The following is a 15,163-nucleotide window of genomic DNA, read 5'->3' as shown; positions in this document are numbered from 1 at the left end:
TGGTCATGGGCAGGGGCGCACTTGCCGCCCGATGAAGGCATTGAACGACCTTGGCGCGGGTCCCCGCCTCATGGGATAATCCGCGCTCGACTGGCGCCTGTCTTTCGCAGGTGTCCGAACCCCAATACAAGGTCCGCTCCATGCTCCAGCACCGTGGCTCCGCCGCCCTGTCCGCCTTCCGTCTCGAAAAGCTCCTCAGCGCGCTCCAGCAAAAACTCCCGCGCATCCAGCGTGTCCAGGCCGGGTTCATGCATTTCATCGATCTCGATGGCGAGCTGGATGCAGGCCGGCAGGCGATACTCGAACGCCTGCTGAGCTATGGCCCGAGTCTGCCCGCTGGCACACCCGCCGGCGAGATGCTGTTGGTGATCCCGCGCTTCGGCACGATCTCGCCCTGGTCGAGCAAGGCCACCGACATCGCCCAGCATTGCGGTCTGGAAAACATCCGCCGCCTGGAGCGCGGCATTGCCTACCATCTGGACACGGTCGATGGCAAGCCCCTGAATGCCTCGGAAATCCAGCTCGTGCTGCCCCTGATCCATGACCGCATGACCGAGACTGTGGTGCGGGATGTCGGTGAGGCGGCGCGGCTCTTCGAGCACACCGCGCCCGCGCCCCTGCGCAGCGTGGACATCCTGACGGGTGGCACGGCGGCACTGGCGGCGGCCAATCTGGAACTGGGGCTGGCCCTGAGCCCGGACGAGATCGAGTATCTGGTCGAGAACTTCCAGGCACTCGGGCGCAATCCCAGCGATGTCGAGCTGATGATGTTCGCCCAGGCCAATTCCGAGCACTGCCGGCACAAGATCTTCAACGCCGACTGGGTCATCGATGGCGAAAAGCAGGATAGGTCGCTGTTTCAGATGATCCGCAACACCCATCAGTTGCATCCCGAAGGCACGCTGTCGGCCTACAAGGACAACGCGGCGGTGATGGCGGGCTTTGCCAGCAGCCGCTTCTTTGCCGACCCCAAAGATCAGGAGTACCGGCATCATGCGGAGCCGGTGCATATTTTGATGAAGGTGGAGACGCACAATCACCCGACCGCCATCTCGCCCTTTCCGGGCGCGGCGACCGGGTCGGGCGGCGAGATCCGCGACGAGGGCGCGACCGGGCGGGGCGCCAAACCCAAGGCCGGACTGGCGGGCTTCACCGTCTCCAACCTCTTGATCCCGGGCTTCGAGCAGCCCTGGGAGCAGCCCGCTTACGGCAAGCCCGGGCGCATCGCCTCGGCGCTGGATATCATGATCGAGGGGCCGCTCGGGGCGGCGGCCTTCAACAACGAATTCGGCCGGCCCAACATCGCGGGTTACTTCCGCAGTTTCGAGCTGGATTACAAGGGTGAGCGGCGCGGCTATCACAAGCCCATCATGCTCGCCGGTGGCATCGGCAACATCCGCGAGTCGCACGTGCAAAAGGACGAGATCCCCGCCGGGGCGCTCTTGATCGTGCTCGGCGGGCCGGCCATGCTGATCGGTCTTGGCGGCGGGGCGGCCTCCAGCGTCGCGACCGGATCGAGCCATGAGGATCTGGATTTTGCCTCGGTGCAGCGCGGCAACCCCGAGATGCAGCGCCGTGCCCAGGAGGTCATCAACCAGTGCTGGGCCCTGGGCGACGCCAACCCCGTGGTCTCCATTCACGACGTCGGCGCCGGCGGGATTTCCAACGCCTTCCCCGAGCTCGTCAATGATGCCGGCCGGGGTGGGCATTTTCAGTTGCGCGCCGTGCCCAACGAGGAACCGGGCATGTCGCCCATGGAGATCTGGTCCAATGAGGCCCAGGAGCGTTACGTGCTGGCCGTCGGGCGCGAGCAGTTCGAAACCTTCAGGGCCTTCTGCGAGCGCGAACGCTGCCCCTATGCGGTGGTGGGGGAGGCCACGGCCGAGCAGCGCCTGGTGCTGGAAGACAGTTATTTCAACAACAAGCCGGTGGACATGCCGATGGAAGTGCTGCTCGGCAAGCCGCCGCGCATGACGCGTGAGGCGCATCACCTCGAACGCCCGCGCCAGCCGCTGGAGACCTCAAAAATCGATCTGCAGGATGCTGTCTACCGCGTTCTGCGCCTGCCTACCGTGGCGTCCAAGGCCTTCCTGATCACCATTGGCGACCGCAGTGTCGGTGGCCTGGTCTGCCGCGAGCAGATGGTCGGGCCCTGGCAGGTCCCGGTGGCGGATGTCGGCGTTACGGCCATGAGCTTCGAGGGTTATCTCGGCGAGGCCATGGCCATTGGTGAGCGCACGCCGCTCGCCTTGCTCGATCCCGCCGCCAGCGGCCGCATGGCGGTGGCCGAGGCGATCACCAACATCGCCGCCGCGCGCATCGAGCGCATCGAGGACATCAAGCTCTCGGCCAACTGGATGGCGCCGGCCGGGCATCCCGGCGAGGACGCCGGGCTCTATGACACGGTGCGCGCGGTGGGCATGGAACTCTGTCCGGCGCTGGGCATTTCGATCCCGGTGGGCAAGGATTCCATGTCCATGCGCACGGTCTGGCAGGGGGATGATGGCGAACATAAGGCCGTGACCGCCCCGATCTCGCTGATCGTCTCGGCCTTCGCGCGGGTGATGGACGTGCGCCGCACGCTCACCCCGCAACTGCTGCCGAATGGGGACACCGAGCTGCTGCTGATCGATCTTGGTCGGGGCCGCAACCGCTTGGGAGGATCGGCCCTGGCGCAAGTGCATGGACAGATGGGCGATACGCCGCCCGATCTGGATGATCCAAGGCTTCTGAAGGGCTTTTTTGCGGCGATCCAGCAACTCAACAGCAACGGGCTGCTGCTGGCCTATCATGACCGCTCCGACGGCGGTTTGCTGGCCACGCTCTGCGAGATGGGCTTTGCCGGGCATTGCGGTCTGCGCGTGGATGTCGCCGCCCTGGGTGCGGACCCGCTGGCCAGTCTCTTCAATGAGGAACTGGGGGCGGTGGTGCAGTTCCGCTCGGCGGACCGGGCGCGGGTGCAGGAGATCCTGGCCAGCCAGGGTCTGGCTGACTGCTGCCATGTCCTGGGCGTGCCTGCAGCCGATGATCACATCAGCATCCGTCTGGGCGAGAAGGTGCTCCTTGAAGCATCGCGCATCGAGCTGCAGCGTGCCTGGACCGAGACCAGTCATCGCATTCAGGCCCTGCGCGACAACCCTGACTGCGCCGTGGAGGAATTTGATACCCTGCTGGACGCCAATGACCCCGGCCTGCACGCGCAGCTCGGCTTCGATCCTTCAGAGGATGTTGCCGCGCCCTTCATCAACACTGGCGTGCGCCCGCGCGTGGCCATCCTGCGCGAGCAGGGCGTCAACGGCCATACCGAGATGGCCGCGGCCTTCGATCGCGCCGGCTTCGCCGCAATCGACGTGCACATGAGCGAGATCATCGGCGGCCGGGTGAGCCTGGCGGACTTCCAGGGTGCGGTGGCCTGCGGCGGTTTTTCCTATGGGGATGTGCTCGGCGCCGGCGATGGCTGGGCCAAGTCCATCCTCTTCAATGCCCGCGCGCGGGACGAATTCAGTGCCTTTTTCGAGCGGGCCGACAGCTTCGCGCTGGGTATCTGCAACGGTTGTCAGATGCTGTCCGCCCTGCACGAGCTGATTCCGGGCGCCAATCACTGGCCGCGTTTCATGCGCAATCGCTCCGAGCAGTTCGAGGCGCGCTATGCCATGGTGGAGTTGGCGCCGAGCCCCTCGATCTTCTTTCAGGGCATGGCAGGTTCGCGTCTGCCGATCGCACTCGCACACGGGGAGGGCCGCGCCGAATTCCGCAGCGCGCAGGATGCGGCCCAGGCGCAAGCGCTGGTGACGATGCGCTGGGTGGATCACCACGGCCAGCCGACCCAGCGCTATCCCTTCAACCCCAGCGGCTCGCAGGACGCCATCGCCGGGTTGAGCACGCCCGACGGGCGCGTGACCATTGCCATGCCGCACCCGGAGCGCTCCTTCCGCACCGTGCAATTCCCCTGGCATCCGGCCGACTGGGGCGAGGATGGCCCCTGGTTGCGCATGTTCCGCAATGCCCGGCATTGGGTGGGATAAATGCCTGATGCCGATCCGATGGTGCTAGGTCTAAAGGATCTGTTGCCGTACGGACCAAATGGCGAGAATCACTGCAGGCTGCCTTAGCCTTCCGGCCCACATAGCAAAAGGAGCATTTATGTATAATGTGCTTTACATAATTGGCGCCATTGTCGTCATATTCGTGGTTCTGCGGGTGCTTGGCCTGGTTTAGAACAGATATTGCTCGATTCCGTCAGGCCCCATCGGGGCCTGAATTTTATCTTCCAGGCAAGCATGTTCCTTTCAGGGAATCCGACATCATGAGGCCCCTGCGTTTATCTCATAATGCGTTTCCCTTGCACTGGCCCGCCATGCGCCGTAGCGGTATCAATCTCTGGGCCCTCGGGGGACTCTCCATCTGGACCCTGGCAAAACGCGTGTGGTTTCAGTTCGAGGAGGCAAGTCTCCTGGCCTGGTCGGGCTATCTGGCATTTTCCTTTCTGCTATCCCTGTTTCCGCTGCTCATTCTGTTGACGGGTGTTGCTCCCTATCTGGAAATTGCGCCGGACCAGATCATGAATCTACTGGTACGATACGCCCCCCCGGAAGCGGCCTCTCTCCTGCGAAACACCGTGGAAGAGATCTTCGGCAAGCCGAATCCGGGATTGATTTCATTTGGCGCGCTGTTTGCCATTTGGAGTGCCAGTCGCGGCTTTCTGGCCATCATCAGGGCCCTGAATCACGCTTATGGCGTCGAGGAGGACCGGCATTATCTCCACCTGCATCTGACGGCCCTGTGGCTGTTGCTGACGGCAGGCGGGCTGCTGTTTTCCAACCTGATCCTGGTCGCGCTCGGCCCGGTGGTCAGTGCTTTCCTTGAAACCTACGTACCTGGGGGGGATGTCTGGGCGCTCGCCTGGGATATCACGCGCTGGGCCCTGCAGCTTTCTCTGGCCCTGCTCATGCTCTCCCTGATTTATTACTTTGCGCCCGCCTGCCATACCGGATGGCACTGGTTTTCGCCCGGTGCCCTGCTGGCCCTGGTGATCTGGCTGGCGGCTTCCATCGGATTCACCATTTACGTGCAGAATTTCGGGAACTACGGCAGTATTTACGGCAGTCTGGGGGCGGTCATCGTGCTGATGCTCTGGTTCCAGATCACCGGCAACGTCATCATTCTCGGGGGCGTGGTCAACGCCGAGATCGTGAAGGCAGCAAAAGGCACCAGCAAGGGGCAGCAGCCCTGAAATCAGCCGTTCAGGATTGTAACTTGCTCTTCATGGGGATGACCTTTTCGTCCTTTTCCCGCGCCTGGGCCAGGATCAGTGAAAACTCCTGATAGGCCTCGTTGAGCACCTTCTGCAACTGTGCCGGGCTGAGGTTCTGCAGGTCGCCCGGAATCTGCTGGGTCAGCACCGTGTGCCGGACCTTGAGATATGCCAGCTCGAGCACCAGCATACGGGTGCAGACCGCCAAGTCTTCCTTGCTGCTGAGCTGAATGCTTTCGTCCAGGCGGTTGTACAGTTCCTTCAGCGACGCTTGGTCGACGGCTGGCATAGGCTCTCCCTTGCTTTATCAGCGTCTAGACTTAAGATTGTTTAAAGCAGCTTAAGTTCGCTGGCGCTATCCGACGACAGCCCTGCGGGGCCGAAGGTGAGAGCATTGCCGGGCAGCAGCGGGTCGCAGGCAGGCCGGATCTGGCGTGGCTGGTGTGAACGGGATAATTGAGAATGTCAGGAGCGGAAAAGAATTTGAGCGAAACCCTCCGGGCCTTGCCCATCGAACAGCTTCAATCACTGGTTGAGGGCAGGGTAAATCTGCTCTGCGAGCTGCACGGGATTCGCAAGCCTTTGGTCAGCTACGACCTGCGGGGCAGGGCCGCGGGCCAGGCGATCTGGCCGGCCAACCGGATGCGTTTGAACCGGGCCCTTCTAGAAGGCAATCTGTCAGCCTTTCTCGAAAACGTCATCCCCCATGAGCTCTGCCATCTCTGGCACCGGCAATTGGGCATTGCGGATCGGCCCCATGGTCGTTTCTGGCAGGATCTGATGCGACGCATGGGGGCCGAACCAAGCCGCTGCCATGACTTCAAGGTCGAGGAAATCCGGCGTCCGCAGCGCCAATTTCAGTATCAGTGCCAATGCAGTACCCACTTGCTCGGCGCCAGACGGCACAATCGCGTCCTGCGCGGCGAGGCCACTTACCAGTGCCGGCGCTGCCAGTCCAGGCTCGTATTGCGGAATTGAGCATTGGCAAGGCCAGGACTGGAAATACGCAGTCCCCTAAAGCAACCTGGTAAGCGCTGATGAAATGTGGCAAGGCCGGCCCTTTGGTCGATGGTCTGCCTTGTTCGCTCCCGGCATGATGATTCGCGAGTCTTGTCGGAGAGGGAGGGCTGCAGCGTGGAAAGCTTCAGGGCGGAAGATTTCGATTTTGACGCATGGTCCCGGCTGGCGACACAGGACCCGGAGGTCTTCGAGATGCGACGGCGCATGCTGATCGAACAGCTCATACAAAGTGCCCCCGACGCGCGTCGTGCACGCCTGAAAGGATTGCAGTTCCGGCTGGACCTGGAGCGGCGGCGCGCGCGTACCCCTCTGGCCGCCTGCCTGCGCATATCCGACATGATGTGGCAGGCCCTGCTGGGACCTGGTGGTTTGCAGGCATCCATGAATCAGTTGATCAATGCCAGCTCAGAGAGCCCCCGCAAATTCACTGCTGAAGCACAGCCTCCGCTTGCGCGTGTGATCCCCTTTCCGGACCGGATGCATACCACTTCCTGACGCCTGAACTTTCAGCTCAGCTCGGCAATGTCATTCCTCGACCTTCTTTAAATTCCAAGTGCCTTGATATTTAATTAAAAAATGCATAATGAATGTGCTGTTGCAAAATGCAACTCCATTGCGGGGTGACATCATTGCTTTTTTATATATAATTGCCAGAATACAACAGTGGCTGAGAGCATGGGGCTTTCGTTTTTAGTTGAGGATAAGAAATGGAAACAGCAGAAAACGTTCAGCGTAAGAGAAGCCGGAAAACCCGGGAGGACCGTCTTGCAGAGTTGGCTGAAAAGCGCCGTCAGATAGAGGCGCGTGCCAAGCAGCAGCTGGAAAGTCTTGAAGCCAAGATCAAGCGGCTGGAAGAAGGTGGCAGGGCCCGCAAGGCCATGGAACAGGAGCGCCGTATGCTTGTCGCTCAGATATTTCAACTGGTTCCTGAATGGGATTCGGCGCTCGTGCTTGGCGCCGTTGCTCGCACCCAGCGTGAACTCGCCGAAAATCCTGCCCTGACCGATGAGATCCGCGCGGAAGGCCAGGCGCATCAGCAGCAGCTTCAGCCAAGACGCGGTCGTCGTGGCAGAAAGCCAAAGGTTCAGACCGCAGGCTGAAGTTCTGTAAGGCTGTAATATCCACGATCTTCAGTGGATAGTGGTATCCATGCGGCGCGGCCAGGGCAGTGACATGCAGATGTCAGTGCTCCAACCGCCCGCATTTTTGTTGCTGCCGGTTTGCTACATCGAGGCGGTCTTCTTTTCCGGCATTGCAGTGCCGGCTGCGTGATTCAGGGTGAAATAGAAGGTGGCGCCCTGTCCTGGTGATCCTTCAGCCCAGACTCGCCCACCATGCCGCTGGATGATGCGCTGGGCGGTCGCCAGCCCAATGCCATAGCCCTTGAATTCGTCGGCTTTGTGCAGGCGCTGGAATGCGCCGAAGAGCTTGTCCACGTAGGCCATGTCAAATCCCACGCCATTGTCTTTGACAAAGAAAATCTTTTCGCCATTCAGTTCGAAAGCACCGAATTCGATCACGGTTCTGGGGCGGGGGCTGGTAAACTTCCAGGCATTTCCCAGCAGGTTTTCAAGCACGGCTTCCAGCATGTAAGGGTCGCCAATGGCCCGAACTCCCGATGCTATGATGAAGTCGACCTGCCGCCCCGGCTGGGAAGATTTGAGTGACTGCGCAATCTCGCTCGCCTTCGCGCTGAGGTTCACCTCCTCGCGGGCAAGTTGCTGGCGATTCACGCGTGCCAGGCTCAGAAGTGCGTCGATGAGGCCGGCCATCCGCTGACTCGCCATCCTGATGCGCTGCAGATGCGAGAATCCTTCCTCGTCGAGCCTGTCCCGGTAATCCTCCTGCAGGATCAGGGCAAAGCCTTCGATGGCGCGCAAGGGGGTACGCAGATCATGGGACACCGAATAGCTGAAGGATTCCAGTTCCTGATGCATTTGTTTGAGGTTTTCATAGCTCTCCTGCAGTGCCTGAGTGGCCTCTTTCGTTTGCGTGATGTCTTCCACGATGCCGATGAGATAATGTGGCTCGCCGTTGGCATGACGCACCAGGGAACCCGTCAGGCGTCCCCAGATCATTCGCCCATCGCGGCAGAGATAGCGTTTCTCGAGAACATAACTCGATGCCTGACCATTGAGCACGCTCTCGCGCAAGCGCCGATGGGCTTCCCGGTCGTCTGGCGGGGACAGGTCCAGAACGTGTCGGTTGAGCAATTCTTCCGGTCTGTCATAGCCAAGCATACTGCAGAAGCGCTGGTTGACCTGGAGCAGATGGCCTTCCGGAGAACTCTGGGTCATGCCGACCGCTGCCTGATGGAAGGTGGCGCGAAAGCGTGCCTCGCCTTCCCTGAGTTCCTCGGTCATTTGCATGGCCAGGGCCTGGGCGCGTTCCCGCGTGCGGGTGAGTGACCAGGTAATGCCGAAGAGCAGGACGCTCAGCAACAGTCCGCCAACCAGCACCAGCATGGGCGTCAGCCGGTCCAGGGTCAGGTAGAAGGCAGGTTGGCTCTCGAAAAGCAGGGTCCATGTCTGACCACCGAACTCCAGCGGCAACGATCGTGTGAAGAGTGGAACATGTACAAGCCGGTGGCCGCGCGGTTCTTCACGGGACACATACAGCAGCCTGGCTGGATCCGGCCGGGACCCCTCATAGATGCGCAGCATGATGCCCTGTTGTCTGTTGCCCAGGGTGTCGCTGATCAGTTCTTCCAGGCGGAAAGGGATATAGGCGAAGCCGCGAATGGCAGCGCGTCGTTCGCTCAGGGTGGCGAGTGGCAGCCGGTAATCGTAAACGGGCGCATACAGCAGAAAGCCAGACACTGGCTGCTGGTCACCGTCCTGCACGAGCCCTACATTCCCGCTCAGCACTATCTGGCTGCTGTCGCGCGCCCTGTCCATCGCTGCCCGGCGTACCGGGTCATCATACATGTCATAACCGAAGGCCCGCAGGTTCGCGCCGGCAAAGGGCTCGATGTAATTCACCGGGACGTAATGCTTGCGATCACCCTTGGGCCAGATTGCAAAATCCGGGAAACCTTCCTCCCGGACGCCTTGCTCGAATCGGGTTTTTTCATCCGCGCGCAGATAGGGCGCGTAGCCCAGGCCCGCGATTCCCGGCAGGAAATGGCCCAATCTCAATGAAGTGACATACTCGCGCCACTCCTGTCGGGTAACGCCCTTGGAAGCAGCCAAAAGGGCGGCCGCGCCCCGCAGCACCTGGGCATAGTTGTTGAGCCGGGATTGCAGGATCAGGCGGGCGTCTTCCGCCTGGCTGTTGAAACGGAGTCTGGCGTTATCGACCACGACCTCGGAACTCCAGCGCCAGCCGATGAATGTAAGCAGGAGGGCAATGAGCAGAACGATCCAGGGCCACGGCATCCGCATGAGCCCTGAAGGCGGGGAAACACGATCTTTTTCAGGGATTATGCCCATAGGCCATGTTCCAGATGTTTATTGGAGGACATCCGTGGGGCAACATCGGCACTCTGCCATCTCCGGCATGCTGGACATCTGGACTGAGAAAGGATTTTGTAATGAATGCAGCCGGCCCAGTCGGGGTGGGCGAACCTGCAAGCAGCGGAGAAATGTGAGTTTCCCCTGACAAAAATTGGTGGGTGGTACAGGGATCGAACCTGTGACCCTTGCCGTGTGAAGGCAATGCTCTCCCGCTGAGCTAACCACCCGAATTGGCGGCCATTATATCGGCCGGTTCCCGGCCGGGTCAAGCCAGTGCAGGATCCTGACTGGACATCAATCCCGATAGCGCTTCAGCAAATCGCCATAGGACTCGATGCGCCGGTCGCGCAGGAAGGGCCAGATGCGGCGCACGTCTTCCGAGCGGTCGAGATCGACCTCGGTCACGAGCACCGTTTCCTGATCCATGGGTGCCTGGGCGAGAAATTCCCCCTGCGGGCCGGCGACGAAGCTCGATCCCCAGAACTGGATGCCGGGGCCCTTCTCGCTGGGGTCCGGTTCGAAGCCGGTGCGGTTGCAGGCGAGCACCGGCAGGCCATTGGCCACGGCATGGGCGCGCTGGCTGATGATCCAGGCATCGCGCTGACGTGTTTTCTCGGCCTCGTCGTCGCGCGGATCCCAGCCGATGGCGGTGGGGTAGAGCAGCAGTTCGGCACCGGCCAGGGCCATCAAACGGGCGGCTTCGGGGTACCACTGGTCCCAGCAGACCAGCACGCCCAGGCGGCCGATACTGGTATCCACCGGCTCGAAGCCGAGGTCGCCGGGGGTGAAATAGAATTTCTCGTAGAAGCCCGGGTCATCGGGGATGTGCATCTTGCGGTACTTGCCCGCCAGGCGGCCGTCGCTGTCGAGCACGACAGCGGTATTGTGGTACAGGCCCGGCGCGCGGCGCTCGAACAGCGAGCCGACGATGACGATGCCGAGTTCCCGCGCCAGCTGACCCAGGGCCTCGGAGCTGGGGCCGGGGATGGTCTCGGCCTGGTCGAAACGCGCCGTGTCCTCGGTCTGGCAGAAGTAGACACCGGTATGCAGCTCCTGCAGCAGCACGAGCTTCGCGCCCCGGCGCGCGGCCTCGCGCACCCCGGCGAAACTGGTTTCCAGGTTGCTCTCGCGGTGTTCGCTGCAGCCTTGCTGTACGAGGCCGACCGGCAGGATGCGTTTGTTCAAGGGACCACTCCTTCGGGAATTTGCATGGTGACGCAATGCAGGCTGCCGAACTGCTGGATGAGCGGACTGCAGTCGATGCCGATGATCTCGCGATCCGGGAAGCAGGCGGCGAGCGCGCTCAGGGCCGCGGCGTCTTGCGTGTCACGATAGGTCGGCACCAGCACCGCGCCATTGATGATCAGGAAATTGGCGTAGGTGGCGGGCAAGCGATCACCTTCGGCATTGCGCCTGGGCGCGGGCCAGGGCAGGGGCACCAGATGGTAGGGCTTGCCATCCAGGGTGCGAAAACCCTGCAGCTCTGTCTCCATGGCCATCAGGGCCTCAAAATGCTCGTCGGCGGGGTCATCGCAGCGCACGTAGGCGATGGTGTCCGCGCTACAAAGCCGCGCCAGGGTGTCGACATGGCTGTCGGTATCGTCGCCCGCCAGATAGCCGTGATGCAGCCAGAGCACGCGTTGGACCCCAAAGAGGCGGCGGAGTTCCGCTTCCAACTCCTCAGGACTCAGGTGTGGATTGCGGTTGGGCGAGAGCAGGCATTCGGCCGTGGTCAGCAGGGTGCCCTGGCCGTCGCTTTCGATGCCGCCACCTTCGAGAATCATGCCGATGGTCCGGAGCGGGGCGTCGCCAAAGGCGCCCTGGGCATGCAGGCGACGGGTGATCTGGTTGTCGAAGTTGGCGCGGTACTTGAGGCCCCAGCCATTGAAGCCGAAGTCGAGCAGGCAGGGCTTGCCGCCATCGAACACGGTGATCGGGCCGTGGTCCCGGGCCCAGGTGTCGTTGCTGGGCGCGACCAGGAGGCGCAGGTTTTGCTCGTTCACGCCTGCCCTGTGCAGCAGGGTGCGGACGTGTTCGCGCAGGTCTTCGTCATGGCAGGCGATGAGTACTTTTTCACGCAGGCTGATCTGGCGCGCCAGCTCGACGAACACGGGCTCCACTTCAATCAGATATGGCGCCCAGTCGCTGTCGCCATGGGACCAGGTGAGTTGCACGGCGCTCTGCGGCGCCCATTCCGGGGGAAGGATGTATTGCGACATGGCGAGTCCTCAAACGTTTCGCGCCGATGATACCTTGCGTTTTTCGGTGAGACCAGCAGCGCTTCATTTGGGAATGATGCTGATGCCACCACTGCGTTCGAGCACGGCATACTTGATCTGATCGAGCCGTTCGAGGCCCTGGGATTCGCGCGCGGCGGCGAGTACGTCTTCGAGTTCCACCCGTTCCCGGTACATGCGATCCAGCAAGGGCTGGCCATCCTCGACGATGATCATGGGTACGCCGTCGATCAGCCGTCCCATCAGCGGCGAGCGGCGCTTGACCAGGGACAGGGCAATATCCAGACCCACCATGGTGCTGATGACGATCACGGCGTTGGTGACCGAAAAATCCTGGCCGAGCAGGGCCTGTTGAGTGGCCTCGCTGATGATGAGCAGTAGTACAAAGTCGAAGGTCGTGATCTGAGCGAGAGAGCGTTTGCCGGAGACACGGAAGATCAGCCAGATGAAGATGTAGACCGCCAGGGCGCGGAGCACGGATTCCATGCAGCCTCCTAGGGATAGCTGAACTGAGTGAAACCCAGAATGGTTCCGTCTTCAAGCCTCAGTCTGCCTTGCAAGGATCCGACCGTCTGGGTCTGGAACTTTATTTCGACCGGGAGGCTGGTGCCTGGGGCTGTGGGGGCGAATTCGTAGGTGAGCCCTGAAGAGTCAGCGCTGACGCGCAGCGGACCTGGGGTGATCCACTGAATGTCGAGCGCGTTCAGGTAATCCTTGTCCAGCCAAAGTCTGGCAATGCTGCCTTGTGCAGGCAGTTTAATTCGCAGCGTGCCAGGCGCATCGAAACGGATGAAGCGGTCATAACTCACCAGTACACGGCCGTCCGCACTGTGCAGTTCAGTCTCATTGAGTGGACCGCCGGAGCCGAGCAGGCCAAGCACGGCCGCCAGGAGGAGCAGGCCCGTCGTAATCCAGCCAATGCGCTGCGTCTTCCAGAGCCGTTTTTGAAAGCTCAGTTCCTTCTCAAGCTCACGGATGTCCTTTTGCATGCGGAACTATCTCCGGGCAATTTGCCGCCTTGCAGACGCGCGGCCTGTGATCCATTTCTTAAACCGCGCGCCGGGTGAATACCATCGGGCTTTCGCTCCAAGAAGACCAGGCTCGCTTTGATGAGGACGCGGGCTGTCGAATTTGCATTTTCTGCCCGCCGGGCGGGATAGTATGTCCACTAGAACTTGTCAGGAAAGGGGGGCAGCATGGCAGTAGAGCACGGCCGGTTTGATTTCGACATCCCCATCGAGCGGCGCGGGACGGGCAGCGTCAAGTGGGACCGCTACAAGGGTCGGGACATTCTGCCGCTCTGGGTGGCGGACATGGATTTCGCCGCCCCGCCGGCAGTGATCGAGGCCCTGCAGGCGCGGGTCGCGCATGGCGTGTTTGGCTATGGCAATGCGCCGGATGATCTGCTGGATGCGATTCAGGCGCACCTCTTGCGGGTTTATGGCTGGCAGGTGTGGCCGGACTGGATCGTCTGGTTGCCGGGCCTGGTGCCGGGCCTGCATCTGGCTTGCCGGGCCGTGGGTGAGCCAGGGGAGGCCGTCCTGACCCTCTCGCCGGTCTATCCGCCCTTCCTGAAAGCGCCGGCTGCTTCGGATCGGCGTCTGATCGATGTGCCGCTGGCGCGTGATGACCAGGGCTATTACAGCATCGATTTCGAACGGCTGGAGGCGGCCATCACGCCCGATACCCGATTGCTGCTGCTGTGCAATCCACACAATCCGGTGGGCCGGGTCTATACCGAAACGGAGCTGCGCGACCTGGCGGCTTTCTGCGAACGTCATGACCTGACGATCTGCAGCGACGAAATCCACGATGGGCTGGTGCTCGATCCGTCCCGCCGACACATTCCGCTGGCCAGTCTGGATGCGGAGATTGCCCGGCGCAGCATCACCCTGATGGCACCGAGCAAGACTTACAACATTCCAGGCCTGGGCTTTTCCTTTGCCATCATTCCCGATGCCGATCTGCGCCGGCGCTTTCGCGATGCCAAGGCCGGCGCCGTGCCGGAGGTGAACGTGCTGGGCTTCAGCGCGGCCCTGGCCGCCTATACGCAGGCGCAGGCCTGGCATGCCGCCCTGCTGGATTATCTACGTGGCAACCTGGCGCGGGTGGCGGAGGCGGTGGCCGCCATGCCGGGCCTGTCGATGAGCCCGGTCGAGGCGACCTATCTGGCCTGGATTGATGCCCGCGCGATTGATCCCATGCAGGCGGGGCGCTTTTTCGAGCAGGCCGGGGTGGGGCTGTCGGAGGGGACGGATTTCGGGGCGCCTGGCTTTGTGCGCCTGAATTTCGGCTGCCCGCGCGCCACGCTCGACGAGGCGCTGACTCGCATGTCGGCTGCCATGAAAGCGCATACGACAAAAGACTGAGCAGCAAACCTTGTGAGTTGGGGGAAGTCGCCTATCTCTCCATTCAGGTAATGGGTGGGTAGCACAAAAAAAACATTACCTGCCTGACTTCAGGCTTGATAACAATAAATTCCCCCCGGCCGCCAAGCCGGGTTTTTTAGTTCTCCCGCGCTTCCTCTGGCACTCCCCAACGCTGCAGCAACTGGATCAGGACCGGATCATTCTGGCGCTTGGCCAGCTCCAGCGCGGAGCTGCCGTCCTTTGCAAGCAATCGTGGATTGGCGCCAGCCTCCAATAGCAGCTTCGCAACCTGGCGGTGATCTTCGTTGACCGCAAAAAACAGCGGCGTCCAGCCGCCGAGGTCCTGGGCATTGATGTCGGCCCCGCCGGCGAGCAGGGTCTGCACTGTGGCCACATGGCCCCGATGCGCCGCCAGCATCAGCGCGGTCGCGCCGCTGCGGTTCTTGATGTCTGGCGTCGCGCCAAGGCTGAGCAACTGCCGTACCAGAGCGGCATTGCCCTTGTGCGCGGCAATCATCAGGGCGGTGCCATTGTCCTGGTTGCGGGCATTGATGTCCGCCCCGGCGCTGATCAGCATCTGCGCGATGTCCTGCCAGCCATACATGGCGGCGAACATCAGCGGGGTCGTGCCGTAGGGGCCTGCCTGATTGAAATCGGCACCGGACTCGATGAGCTGGCGGACGCTGGCAGTGTCGCCCTGGCGAACGCTGCTGATCAGGTCGCCCGCTTCTGCGGGGAGCATGCCAGTGGACACGAGAAGTCCTGCCAGCAGGATCAGGCGCTTGATGGTGCGATTATTCATGGACTAGATTCACTTTGCCCGGGAAG

The 15,163-nt window shown here is 61.9% G+C and carries 13 protein-coding genes and 1 tRNA gene; 5 read left to right on the top strand and 9 right to left on the bottom strand.

The window, feature by feature from the left end:
* Nucleotides 1-140 precede the first annotated feature (140 nt).
* A complete protein-coding gene (gene purL / locus WOB96_RS11535) occupies nucleotides 141-4,025 on the top strand; it encodes a phosphoribosylformylglycinamidine synthase (protein WP_341371445.1) in 3,885 nt (1,294 codons plus the stop codon).
* 281 nt (nucleotides 4,026-4,306) lie between these two features.
* On the top strand, nucleotides 4,307-5,233 hold the full coding sequence (locus WOB96_RS11530) for a YihY/virulence factor BrkB family protein (protein WP_341371444.1): 927 nt from the start codon (nucleotides 4,307-4,309) through the stop codon (nucleotides 5,231-5,233).
* A gap of 10 nt (nucleotides 5,234-5,243) precedes the next feature.
* Here WOB96_RS11530 and WOB96_RS11525 read toward each other — a convergent pair whose 3' ends face one another.
* Nucleotides 5,244-5,543, bottom strand: a complete 300-nt coding sequence (locus tag WOB96_RS11525) for a hypothetical protein (protein ID WP_341371443.1) — start codon at nucleotides 5,541-5,543, stop codon at nucleotides 5,244-5,246.
* 194 nt (nucleotides 5,544-5,737) lie between these two features.
* Here WOB96_RS11525 and WOB96_RS11520 point away from each other — a divergent pair, with 194 nt between their 5' ends.
* Together WOB96_RS11520 and WOB96_RS11515 are read left to right on the top strand one after the other, a co-directional pair.
* Entirely contained in the window at nucleotides 5,738-6,232 is a 495-nt protein-coding gene (locus WOB96_RS11520) for a SprT family zinc-dependent metalloprotease (protein ID WP_341371442.1), read from the top strand.
* A gap of 156 nt (nucleotides 6,233-6,388) precedes the next feature.
* On the top strand, nucleotides 6,389-6,769 hold the full coding sequence (locus WOB96_RS11515; protein WP_341371441.1) for a DUF3135 domain-containing protein: 381 nt from the start codon (nucleotides 6,389-6,391) through the stop codon (nucleotides 6,767-6,769).
* Between the two features lie 131 nt (nucleotides 6,770-6,900).
* Here the strand turns inward: WOB96_RS11515 and WOB96_RS11510 are convergent, their stop codons facing one another.
* The 7 genes from WOB96_RS11510 to WOB96_RS11480 all read right to left on the bottom strand — a co-directional run bounded on the left by WOB96_RS11510 (nucleotide 6,901) and on the right by WOB96_RS11480 (nucleotide 12,955).
* Complete coding sequence (locus tag WOB96_RS11510) at nucleotides 6,901-7,308, bottom strand: hypothetical protein (protein WP_341371440.1); 408 nt, start codon at nucleotides 7,306-7,308, stop codon at nucleotides 6,901-6,903.
* A gap of 189 nt (nucleotides 7,309-7,497) precedes the next feature.
* On the bottom strand, nucleotides 7,498-9,657 hold the full coding sequence (locus tag WOB96_RS11505) for a CHASE domain-containing protein (RefSeq protein ID WP_341371439.1): 2,160 nt from the start codon (nucleotides 9,655-9,657) through the stop codon (nucleotides 7,498-7,500).
* A gap of 224 nt (nucleotides 9,658-9,881) precedes the next feature.
* Nucleotides 9,882-9,956 (bottom strand) — tRNA-Val (locus WOB96_RS11500).
* A gap of 67 nt (nucleotides 9,957-10,023) precedes the next feature.
* Complete coding sequence (locus tag WOB96_RS11495; RefSeq protein ID WP_341371438.1) at nucleotides 10,024-10,914, bottom strand: carbon-nitrogen hydrolase; 891 nt, start codon at nucleotides 10,912-10,914, stop codon at nucleotides 10,024-10,026.
* Nucleotides 10,911-11,948 (bottom strand): agmatine deiminase family protein, encoded by a 1,038-nt coding sequence (locus WOB96_RS11490; protein WP_341371437.1) that lies wholly within the window; start codon nucleotides 11,946-11,948, stop codon nucleotides 10,911-10,913. The genes WOB96_RS11495 and WOB96_RS11490 overlap by 4 nt, the downstream gene beginning before the upstream one ends.
* Before the next feature lie 63 nt (nucleotides 11,949-12,011).
* The gene (locus tag WOB96_RS11485) at nucleotides 12,012-12,452 is read right to left on the bottom strand and encodes a DUF421 domain-containing protein (RefSeq protein WP_341371436.1); all 441 of its coding nucleotides are present in this window, start codon (nucleotides 12,450-12,452) and stop codon (nucleotides 12,012-12,014) included.
* An 8-nt stretch (nucleotides 12,453-12,460) separates the two neighbouring features.
* The gene (locus WOB96_RS11480; protein ID WP_341371435.1) at nucleotides 12,461-12,955 is read right to left on the bottom strand and encodes a hypothetical protein; all 495 of its coding nucleotides are present in this window, start codon (nucleotides 12,953-12,955) and stop codon (nucleotides 12,461-12,463) included.
* Between the two features lie 207 nt (nucleotides 12,956-13,162).
* Here WOB96_RS11480 and WOB96_RS11475 point away from each other — a divergent pair, with 207 nt between their 5' ends.
* Entirely contained in the window at nucleotides 13,163-14,335 is a 1,173-nt protein-coding gene (locus tag WOB96_RS11475; RefSeq protein ID WP_341371434.1) for a MalY/PatB family protein, read from the top strand.
* Nucleotides 14,336-14,471: 136 nt separating this feature from the next.
* On the opposite strand, the gene WOB96_RS11470 is transcribed toward WOB96_RS11475, so the two are convergent.
* Nucleotides 14,472-15,137: an ankyrin repeat domain-containing protein gene (locus WOB96_RS11470; protein ID WP_341371433.1), complete on the bottom strand. Its 666-nt coding sequence runs from the start codon at nucleotides 15,135-15,137 to the stop codon at nucleotides 14,472-14,474.
* Nucleotides 15,138-15,163 lie beyond the last annotated feature (26 nt).

This window comes from Thermithiobacillus plumbiphilus (genome assembly GCF_038070005.1).
Taxonomy (GTDB): domain Bacteria; phylum Pseudomonadota; class Gammaproteobacteria; order Acidithiobacillales; family Thermithiobacillaceae; genus JBBPCO01.
The sequence above is the reverse complement of the archived record's forward strand: the minus strand, read 5'-3'. Positions and strand labels throughout refer to the sequence as shown.

Bases quoted from the DNA above. Each gene is read 5' to 3' on its own strand.
- purL (WP_341371445.1), top strand. From the start codon at position 141: ATGCTCCAGCACCGTGGCTCCGCCGCCCTGTCCGCCTTCCGTCTCGAA.
- WOB96_RS11530 (WP_341371444.1), top strand. From the start codon at position 4,307: ATGAGGCCCCTGCGTTTATCTCATAATGCGTTTCCCTTGCACTGGCCC.
- WOB96_RS11525 (WP_341371443.1), bottom strand. From the start codon at position 5,543: ATGCCAGCCGTCGACCAAGCGTCGCTGAAGGAACTGTACAACCGCCTG.
- WOB96_RS11510 (WP_341371440.1), bottom strand. From the start codon at position 7,308: ATGCGCCTGGCCTTCCGCGCGGATCTCATCGGTCAGGGCAGGATTTTC.
- WOB96_RS11505 (WP_341371439.1), bottom strand. From the start codon at position 9,657: ATGCGGATGCCGTGGCCCTGGATCGTTCTGCTCATTGCCCTCCTGCTT.
- WOB96_RS11490 (WP_341371437.1), bottom strand. From the start codon at position 11,948: ATGTCGCAATACATCCTTCCCCCGGAATGGGCGCCGCAGAGCGCCGTG.
- WOB96_RS11485 (WP_341371436.1), bottom strand. From the start codon at position 12,452: ATGGAATCCGTGCTCCGCGCCCTGGCGGTCTACATCTTCATCTGGCTG.
- WOB96_RS11480 (WP_341371435.1), bottom strand. From the start codon at position 12,955: ATGCAAAAGGACATCCGTGAGCTTGAGAAGGAACTGAGCTTTCAAAAA.
- WOB96_RS11475 (WP_341371434.1), top strand. From the start codon at position 13,163: ATGGCAGTAGAGCACGGCCGGTTTGATTTCGACATCCCCATCGAGCGG.
- WOB96_RS11470 (WP_341371433.1), bottom strand. From the start codon at position 15,137: ATGAATAATCGCACCATCAAGCGCCTGATCCTGCTGGCAGGACTTCTC.